At 63.4% G+C, this 8429-nt stretch carries 9 protein-coding genes and 2 tRNA genes; 7 read left to right on the top strand and 4 right to left on the bottom strand.

Annotated features, from left to right (window positions below; genetic code table 11):
• The first annotated feature begins 18 nt into the window (after positions 1–18).
• The 4 genes from E2583_RS22110 to E2583_RS22095 all read left to right on the top strand — a co-directional run bounded on the left by E2583_RS22110 (position 19) and on the right by E2583_RS22095 (position 1847).
• Positions 19–93: transfer RNA gene (locus E2583_RS22110), tRNA-Val, on the top strand.
• Positions 94–99: 6 nt separating this feature from the next.
• A tRNA-Val gene (locus E2583_RS22105) sits at positions 100–174 on the top strand.
• Between the two features lie 163 nt (positions 175–337).
• Positions 338–790 (top strand): hemerythrin domain-containing protein, encoded by a 453-nt coding sequence (locus E2583_RS22100; protein WP_291598703.1) that lies wholly within the window; start codon positions 338–340, stop codon positions 788–790.
• Between the two features lie 94 nt (positions 791–884).
• Positions 885–1847: an MBL fold metallo-hydrolase gene (locus E2583_RS22095; protein WP_291598701.1), complete on the top strand. Its 963-nt coding sequence runs from the start codon at positions 885–887 to the stop codon at positions 1845–1847.
• 7 nt (positions 1848–1854) lie between these two features.
• Here the strand turns inward: E2583_RS22095 and E2583_RS22090 are convergent, their stop codons facing one another.
• Positions 1855–2130: a DUF2798 domain-containing protein gene (locus tag E2583_RS22090; RefSeq protein WP_291598699.1), complete on the bottom strand. Its 276-nt coding sequence runs from the start codon at positions 2128–2130 to the stop codon at positions 1855–1857.
• Entirely contained in the window at positions 2123–2923 is an 801-nt protein-coding gene (locus tag E2583_RS22085) for a siderophore-interacting protein (protein ID WP_291598696.1), read from the bottom strand. The genes E2583_RS22090 and E2583_RS22085 overlap by 8 nt, the downstream gene beginning before the upstream one ends.
• A gap of 67 nt (positions 2924–2990) precedes the next feature.
• Here E2583_RS22085 and E2583_RS22080 point away from each other — a divergent pair, with 67 nt between their 5' ends.
• The 3 genes from E2583_RS22080 (at position 2991) to E2583_RS22070 (ending at position 7027) form a co-directional block, all read left to right on the top strand.
• Positions 2991–3434, top strand: coding sequence for a MarR family winged helix-turn-helix transcriptional regulator (locus E2583_RS22080; protein WP_291598694.1), 444 nt, complete (start codon positions 2991–2993; stop codon positions 3432–3434).
• Positions 3435–3773: 339 nt separating this feature from the next.
• Positions 3774–6131, top strand: a complete 2358-nt coding sequence (locus E2583_RS22075; RefSeq protein WP_291598693.1) for a catecholate siderophore receptor Fiu — start codon at positions 3774–3776, stop codon at positions 6129–6131.
• A gap of 215 nt (positions 6132–6346) precedes the next feature.
• Entirely contained in the window at positions 6347–7027 is a 681-nt protein-coding gene (locus E2583_RS22070) for a Fe2+-dependent dioxygenase (RefSeq protein ID WP_291598692.1), read from the top strand.
• A gap of 28 nt (positions 7028–7055) precedes the next feature.
• Here the strand turns inward: E2583_RS22070 and E2583_RS22065 are convergent, their stop codons facing one another.
• Both E2583_RS22065 and E2583_RS22060 read right to left on the bottom strand, forming a co-directional pair.
• Positions 7056–7628, bottom strand: coding sequence for a DUF4124 domain-containing protein (locus E2583_RS22065; RefSeq protein ID WP_291598690.1), 573 nt, complete (start codon positions 7626–7628; stop codon positions 7056–7058).
• A 206-nt stretch (positions 7629–7834) separates the two neighbouring features.
• On the bottom strand, positions 7835–8429 hold a 595-nt coding region (locus E2583_RS22060), incomplete at its 5' end, for a TonB-dependent receptor (protein ID WP_291598687.1).

Raw genomic sequence — 8429 nt, 5'->3', positions numbered from 1 at the left:
GCTAGAATTGCGGTCTTCGGGTGATTAGCTCAGCGGTAGAGCACTGCCTTCACACGGCAGGGGTCACATGTTCGATCCATGTATCACCCACCAGTTAAAGCGCGATTAGCTCAGCGGTAGAGCACTGCCTTCACACGGCAGGGGTCACATGTTCGATCCATGTATCGCGCACCAGACAAAGCCTCTTGAATTTCGGTTCAAGAGGCTTTTTCTTTGCCCGCACGGCAGACCGCCCCCCCCCTCTTTTTGGAGGATGCCTGCCCACCGATACGGCTTGCATAATAGTCTTCAGAGACAAGCTGCGCACACTCCGAAGCACTCACAAGAAGACATTGCCATGAGCCACACCGCCACCCTGGTCTGGGGAGACCATCTGCTCATGGGCAACGGGCCCATGGACGAGCTGCACGAGGAATTCGTCGAGCTGATTGCCCTACTGCAAACTGGCGAAGACAGCGAGCTGCCCGGCCTGCTGCAAGCCATGGAAAGCCATCTGCTGCACCACTTTGCCGAAGAAGACCAGTGGATGCTGAGCACCGGGTTCCCGCCGCGCGACTGCCATATCGACGAACATGCGGCCGTGCTCAAGTCCGTGGCGGACGTCCGCATCCAGCTCGCCGAAGGCCATGTCGCGCTCTGCCGCGATCTGACCCGGGCCCTGGTGGAGTGGTTTCCCGGCCACGCCACGCATCTTGATTCGGCCCTGGCGCACTGGCTGTCCAAGCAGCGCTTTGGCGGCAAGCCCGTGGTGATTCGCCGCAACATCCTGTCTTCAGCCGAATCGCACTGAACTGCACTGAGCGGCCCGCCCGCGCGACAGTTGCGTGATGAGCGGTCTGCTAGGCTTGTGCAAAACACAAAGCACCGCACAGGAGACCAGTCCGATGAATGCATCCCCGACAATGCATGCCCTACTGCCGCCCGGCATGACCGTGCTGGAGCGCGGCTGGCTGTCGGCCAACAACATCGTCTTTGCCGCGCAGGCCGGCGATGCCGAAGGCGCCGCCGTCATCGACACCGGCTATGTCGCGCATAGCGCGCAAACCCTGGCGCTGATCGACAGCACGCTGGCCGGTCAGCCGCTGGCGCGCATTCTCAACACCCATCTGCATAGCGACCATTGCGGCGGCAATGCCGCGCTGCAGCAGGCTTATCCACAGGTGCAGACCTTTATCGCACCGGGCCAGGCCGAGCAGGTGCGCAGCTGGGACGCAGCCGCCCTCAGCTATGCCCCTACGGGCCAGGAATGCCCGCGTTTTGCCATCACGGGCACGCTGCAGCCCGGCAGCACGGTGCGCCTGTCGGGCCGCGACTGGCAGATCCATGCAGCCCCCGGCCATGATCCGCATTCGGTGATTCTGTTCGAGCCCGACAGCCGCATCCTGATCTCTGCCGATGCGCTGTGGGAGAACGGCTTTGGCGTGGTCTTCCCCGAAATCGAAGGCATTGCCGCCTTTGACGAGGTCGCCGCGACGCTGGAGGTGATCGAGCGCCTCGAACCCCGCCTGGTCGTTCCTGGCCATGGTGGCTTGTTTGGCGATGTGCACAAGGCTTTGGACATTGCACGCAAGCGGCTGGCCGGCTTTGTCCGGGCGCCGGAGCGCCATGCCAGCTATGCCGCCAAGGTGCTGCTCAAATACAAGCTGCTGGAGTGGCAAAGCATCAGGGTGCAGGAGTTGCAGAACTGGGTCCATGCCACTCCCTATTTCGGCACTCTGCACCAGAGCTACTTTGGCGCGCAAACGGCACAGCAATGGCTGGACAGCCTGATCGAGAGCCTTGTGGCCAGCGGCGCAGCCGAGCTGCGGCGCGATGGGGCCGGTACTCCCATCCTGCTCAATCAGTGAGGAACGCTCAGTGCTGCACGGTGGCGGCAACCAGCCGCATGACCAGCGGACGCACCGGCACCACACAAGCAAAGGCCGAAGGCATGGCCAGCGCATAGGCCTTGAGCACTCGCCATCCATAGCCATCCCCCAGACCGCCGCTGGCAGCCACGATGATGCAGCACATGAAGAACGCCATGATCAGCGCCATGTAGAAGGCAAACACCAGGGGTGTGTAGCGCTTGTGCAGCTTGCGACGCGGTATTGCAGTGAGTCGTGAAGGCGGACTTGGCTCTTCAGTCATTCGCGCTCAGTTCCTCGTGGTGGGCGGCCTCGCCCTGCTTCCAGTAGGAAGCAATCCGCATGCGCTTGGGATGGGCACCGGACTTGGCCAGAATGCGCTTGCGCAGATCGGCCATGGCACGATTCTCGCCCGCCGCCCAGACAAAGCCCTCGCCCTCCGGCAGCTCCAGCGCATCGACGGCAGCGGCCAGGGACTCCACCCATTGCAGATCCAGCTGCGCGGCACTGCTCCAGCAACGCTGGTCTGCCGGGTTGCCGATCTGCACCCGCACGATGGCGCGGCTGCCGGCCGGCAGTTCCGCCAGACGGCGCTCCATCGCGGGCATGGCGCTTTCATCGCCCAGCAGCACATGCCAGTCCAGATCGGCGGGGACAACCAGGCTGCCGCGCGGGCCGGCCAGACCCAGCCATTGGCCGATGGGGGCTGTGCGTGCCCATTCCACGGCAGGGCCCGAGCCATGCCCGGCGAACTCCAGCTGCAGCGTGTTGCGGGCCGCGTCGTAGTTCAGCGGCGTGTAGTCGCGCATGGTGGGGCGTTCGCCGTCGATATGCGGGCGACCGTCGACCATCTGCGGCAGATTGGGCCTGTCCATCCCGGCCTGGGGCAGGATGAGCTTGGTATGGTCGTCAAAGCCCGCGCTGACAAAGCCTGCCAGTTCGGGGCCGCCCACGGTCAGGCGGATAAAGCCGGGGCTGAGCTGCTCGCGCGCCAGCAACTGCACATGGCGCGAGCGGAATTCGTGGCGTACACGCTGCATGATGGACACTGTCTCGGTGTTGGACATGATTTTCATTAAGTTGATAAAGTCCACGAAATATCCATTAATAAGTTGACTAAGTCAACAAACAACCTTTCCCACCATGAGTTCATCCATTGCCGCCGATGTGTTCGAGGTGCTGCACGATCTGCTGCACCTGTTTCGCGCGCGCCTGCTTGAGTCGCTTGAAGCGGTGCAACCGGGTCTGACCTTCAACGAATTCCGCATCCTCATGCACACCGGTCGCCACCCCGGCATCACGCAAAAGGAACTGGTCGAGCATAGCCACACCGACAAGGCCCAGATGGCGCGCACCCTGGCCCAGTTGCAGGACAAGGGCTGGCTGGAGCGCTCGGCCAGCGAAGCCGACAAGCGCGTACGCTGCCTGCAACTCAGCGCCCGGGGACAGCAGCTGTTCGATCAGCTCGGTCGCCGCCGCGAGCAGATCGCCGCCGAGCTGCTCAGCGACTTTCCCGAAGCCCAGCAGGGCTTGCTGCACGGGCTGCTGCTGCAAGCCAGGGACAGCGCCCAGGCTACGCGACCGTAAAGACTCTCAAAAAAGAAGCAGGCAGCGCATGCTGTTAGATGATTTCAATGGCCTGGCACCTTGAGATACAGATAGGAAAGGCGGTAGCCGCTCTCATATCCGAAGTGAAGCGAGTGCCCGCCTATCCCGATCATGTTGCTGTGCAACAACGCAAGACATGATTCTCCGTAAACTTTCGCAAAGTTGTATTAAGAATCATTATCATTCACTGCATTCGTACCCGAGTACGCTTTAGCCAGCCAGGACTTCGCCAGCACGCCCTCCAGCGTCTGCGGTCGCATCACAAGTGCAGACAGCCCACACCCGCCAGCCAACTGTCTTCACCCAAGTCCTGTCAACATGGCTCAATCCAACATCTATATCCAAAGCCGCAAGCATTCCGCGGGCCGCTTGCCTTCCTCCGCCGGTCTGGTCGCCTGCGCCACCGTGCTGGCCGGTGCCACCCTGGCAATGCCGGCAATGGCCCAGTCCGCCGAAACCACACTCAAGGAAGTCAAGGTGGAGGGCAATGCCGACACCGGCTACACGCCCGGCCAGCTGTCCTCGCCCAAGTTCACCCAGCCGCTGGTCAACACCACGCAGACCGTCAACGTCATCAAGGAGCAGCTGCTGCAGGAGCAAGGCGCCACCACGCTGACCGAGGCGCTGCGCAATGTGCCCGGCGCCGGCACCTTCTACGCAGGCGAGAACGGCAACACCAGCACGGGCGACGCCGTCTATATGCGCGGCTTCGACAGCTCCAGCAGCATCTACGTGGACGGCGTGCGCGACATCGGCTCGATCTCGCGCGATATGTTCAACATCGACCAGGTCGAAGTCACCAAGGGCCCGGCCGGCACGGACTATGGCCGCAGCGCCCCCACGGGTGCCATCAATCTGGTGAGCAAGCAGGCCCATCTGAACAACAGCTTCGGCGGCTCTCTGGGCCTGGGTTCGGCCAGCTACAAGCGTGCCAGCATCGACCTGAATCGCGTCATCAATGCCGAGACCGGCACGGCAGTGCGCCTGAACGCCATGGCCCAGGACGCCAATGTGGCGGGCCGCAACGGCATCGAGAACAACCGCTGGGGCATTGCGCCCTCGTTGGCCTTCGGCCTGAACTCGCCCACCCGCGTGTTCGTGAACCTGCTGCACATCAAGCAGAGCAATGTGCCCGACGGCGGCGTCGCCACCATCGGCCTGCCCGGCTACACCTCGCCCGACGCTGCAGGCTATGCAGGCCGCCGCGCCTTTCTGGATTCGGCAGCACGCGTCAATAGCAAGAACTTCTACGGCACGGCCTCCGATCACGACGATGTGACGGCCACCATGGCCACGCTGAAGGTGGAGCATGACTTCACATCCACCACCAAGCTGCGCAACACCACGCGCTGGGGCGAGACCAAGCAGGACTATCTGCTCTCGGCCATCATGGGCCAGGGATATTCTACGAATGGCGTGCTTGGCAGCAATGGGCTGCAGACTCCCAACCCCGCCGATCCATCCACATGGTCGATGGCGCGCCTCATCAACACCAAGGATCAGGTCAACCGCATCCTGACCAACCAGACCAATCTGAGCACCAGCCTTGCCACCGGCAGCGTGCAGCATGATCTGAGCCTGGGCCTGGAGCTGACGCGCGAGGAACAGACCAATTACGGCTTGGTGACCTCTGGCTCAGTGCCTACCCGGGTCAGCGTATACAACCCTGACTCCAGCGTCACTTTGCCTGCCTATGTACGCAACGGTGCCGACAGCAAGGGCAAGACCGACACCGTGGCGCTGTATGCCTTCGACACGCTGAAGTTCAACGACCAGTGGCAGGCCAATCTGGGCCTGCGTCTGGACCGCTACAAGACCTCGTACAACGCCATGGCGGTCTGCACGGCCACCTCGACCACCCAGCCCTGCGGCAGCAACCCCGTGGGCACCGTGGTGCCCACCACGTCGGACGGTCTGAGCAAATCCGGCACCCTGCTGAGCTGGAAGGCCGGCCTGCTCTACAAGCCCGCCCCCAATGGCAGCGTCTATCTGAACTACGCGCTCTCGCAGCAGCCACCCGGCGGCAGCAACTTTGCGCTGTCGGCCGCGCTGAACAATGCCGCCAACCCGAATATGGACCCGCAAAAGGCCAAGACGCTGGAGCTGGGCAGCAAATGGGAGCTGGCGGAAAAGAATCTGATGCTCAGCGGCGCGCTGTTCCGTACCGAGGTGACCAATGAGATCGTCACCAACTCCGACGGCACCGTGGGCCAGACTGGCAAGAAAATCGTGCAGGGCCTGGAACTGGGCGTGATCGGCCAGATCAACAAGGCCTGGGGCGTGAGCGCGGGCTACACCGTGCAGAACACCAAGGTCGACACCGGCGCCCTGGTGGCAGCCGACGCCAGCAACGACCTGACCTATACGCCCAAGAATGCCTTCAGCCTGTGGAGCACCTACCAGTTGCCCTTCGGCCTGACGGTCGGCGGCGGCGCGCGCCATGCGGGCGGCCTCAAGCGCGGCACCGACGGTGCCGTGGGCACGCCCAACCACACGGATGCCTACTGGGTGTTTGACGCCATGGCCAGCTACCGCGTGAACAAGAACCTGGACATCCAGCTCAATGTCTTCAATCTGTTCGACAAGGACTATGTGGCAGCCATCAACAAGAGCGGCTACCGCTACTTCCCCGGTATTGCACGCTCGGCCCGCCTGACAGCCAATTTCAAGTTCTGATTGGAACTTCTCCCCCTGAGGCGCTGGCGCGCCTTCCCCCTCTCTGGCGCCGAGCGCCGGAGGGGGACGACAGCCTCGCTGGGGCAGCCCTTGCTGCGCGGCAGCGCTTGCTCGCTGTCTCTTACCTGGATCGCGCCGTCTTCAGCAGCAGCGATCCACTTTCCGACTAGCAGCCTCGCCCAAGCGGGGCTTCTCCACTTCAAAGAATTCTCACCATGATGCTGCATATCCCCCAGGTCCTGAGCCGCGAGCAGGTCGCCAGCATGCGTGCCGCCATCGATGCCGCCGACTGGGTCGACGGCCGCGCCACCGTGGGCAGCCAGGGCGCCCAGGTCAAGCGCAACCGGCAGCTGCCCGAGCACTCGCCCGTGGCCCAGGCGCAGGGCCGCATCATCTTGCAGGCGCTGGCCGCCAGCCCGCTGTTCTTCAGCGCCGCCCTGCCCGCGCGCACCATGCCGCCGCTGTTCAACCGCTACAGCGACAGCGAGACCTACGGTCTGCATGTGGACGGCGCGGCACGCCGCGTCGCGGGCTCCGAGCAATGGCTGCGCACCGATGTGTCCTGCACGCTGTTTCTCTGCGAGCCCGAGGACTACGAGGGCGGCGAACTGGTGGTGGTGGACACCTACGGCACGCACGAGGTCAAGCTGCCGGCGGGCGATCTCATCCTCTACCCGTCGACCCGCCTGCACCGGGTCGAGCCGATCACGCGCGGCGAGCGGGTCTGCTCCTTTTTCTGGGTCCAGAGCATGGTTCGTGACGATGCACGCCGGACCCTGCTGTTCGAGATGGATCAGGCCATCACGGGCCTGCGCGGCAAATTCGGCGAAACCGAGGAAACCGTCAGCCTGACCGGCCACTATCACAACCTGCTGCGCATGTGGGCCGAGACCTGAGAGCGTGCTCTGCAAGCGACCGAGCCGCTCAGGGCCTGTGCTTTTCTGCGCAGCCGACCAGATGGTTGTGCATGCTGGTCATGCACTGGTACATGTCGCGCGAGCGGCCCGTGGCGGCCTTGCAGTCGCTGACCGTGGCCTGGGAGCGCAGCTTCACGAAGTTGCCCGCCGAGCTGTCGTACTGGGCCTGGGTGATATAGCCGCCCTTGAGGTTTTTCTGGCCGTTTTCCAGCATGGTCTCGATCTGGCTGCGAATGTTGTCCACCGCCAGCGCGCAGTTCAGCGCCACCTCCTTGCCGTCGACCTTTCTCAGGCCCGGGGCCAGACCGTCGACCATTTCCTGCGCGCCCTTGGGCAGCTTCCTGGTGCCGTCGGGATTGCGTGGCTCGGCTCCTTCGCCAAAGCGCCCCGCCCCCGCACCCGAGCTGCCATTGGGCGAGACCTTGACCTGGGATGCATCCACCTGCTGCGGCGGCAGCTGCGATCCGTAATGCGTCTGCCCCTGCGCGTCCACCCATTTGTAGACGGGCTGCGCCACCAGGGCACCGGCCCAGGCCAGTCCCAGCGTGGCGATGAGCACGCGGCCTCTGGCTGCTGACATTGCGATTTCCCCCTCACCTGGCAAGGGCTCACCCCGTGCAGAACCCTTATTGCCAGAAGTGTAAGCAATTGTCAGAAGCATAAGAACAGGAGCTGCCTGCACCACCCCAGAAAGGGTTTCAGAACTAAAACAGTTTGAAACCCATGGATGCAGTGCGCTGGCAGCTCCCGATTCAGAGGCTCATGCCGCTAGAAGAGCACTCGGCCTCAGAACTTCATGTTCGCCGTGATCCAGAAGGTACGACCGGCCTGGGTCACGCCGGACACCGAGGAGCCTCCCTGGAAGTAGCTGTTCACCCAGGTCGGCGTGCCGTTGATGCTGACCTGCTGGTACTTGCGGAAGTCCTTGTCGAACAGATTGAAGATGCTGGCGTTCAGGCTCAGGCGCTTGTTGACCTGATAGCTGCCGCCCAGATGGAACAGCGCATAGCCCTTGATATCGCCCACGGCATCGAACACGGCCTTGTTGGCGGCGCTCAGATTGTCGTAGGCGCCGCTGAAGCGCGGGCTCTTGCTGCGGTACTCGCCGCGCGCCCACAGACGCCACTGGCTGCTCGGGGTCCAGTCGAGCTGGGCGCTGGCAATATGCCTGGCAGTGTTGGCCAGCTGACCGTTCTTGCGGCCTCCTTCGATCACCTCGCTATGGGTCCAGGTGTAGCCGGCCTTGACGGCCCAGTCCCTGGCCAGCTGGGCGCGGCTGCTCAACTCCAGACCCCAGGTCTTGGCCTTGTCCACATTGATGGCGTAATCGGCCGTGGGGTTGTAGGCGCAGCTGGAGATGGCTGCCGTGGCGCAGGAGCCG

The organism is Comamonas sp., from assembly GCF_009360615.1.
In the GTDB taxonomy this organism is placed as follows: Bacteria; Pseudomonadota; Gammaproteobacteria; order Burkholderiales; family Burkholderiaceae_C; genus Comamonas.
The sequence above is the reverse complement of the archived record's forward strand: the minus strand, read 5'-3'. Positions and strand labels throughout refer to the sequence as shown.